We start from the raw sequence: 410 nt of genomic DNA, 5'->3' as shown, positions 1-410 counted from the left end.
GTGGGGCGGGTACGGCAGGACAACAACGAGGGGTGGACCGGTCCGATGAGGACGAGCACGATACGGCGCGTGGGTACGGGGGCCGCGGTGGTGGCCCTGATGTCGGTGGCGGCCTGCAGCGGCGGCGGGGGCGGCAACAGCGGCTCCGGTACGGAGAGCAAGCCGAAAGCCGCGGGCGCGGCCGGGGCGAACCATCTCGCGGCGCTCCAGCAGATCCAGAAGAAGTCCGGCACCGCGCAGTCGGCCCGCGTCGAGGGCACCACGAAGATGGGCGACGCCGTCTCGATGAAGCAGACGGGGGCCATCAGCTGGGCGGACGGCCTCACGGGCTCGCTCACCATCACATACACCGGCGGCACGATGGCCGAGCAGCAGGGCGGCCCCAAGTCGGTCGAGGCGCGCTATTTCAA

General features: G+C 71.2%; 1 pseudogene. It reads left to right on the top strand.

What is annotated here, in order from left to right:
* Nucleotides 1–69: 69 nt before the first annotated feature.
* A pseudogene (locus RNB18_RS52945) lies at nt 70–410 on the top strand (hypothetical protein); the annotation flags it as partial.

This window comes from Streptomyces doebereineriae, assembly GCF_031845645.1.
Classification (GTDB): Bacteria; Actinomycetota; Actinomycetes; order Streptomycetales; family Streptomycetaceae; genus Streptomyces; species Streptomyces canus.
Note: the sequence above shows the minus strand (reverse complement) of the source record. Positions and strands in the feature narration are given on the sequence as shown.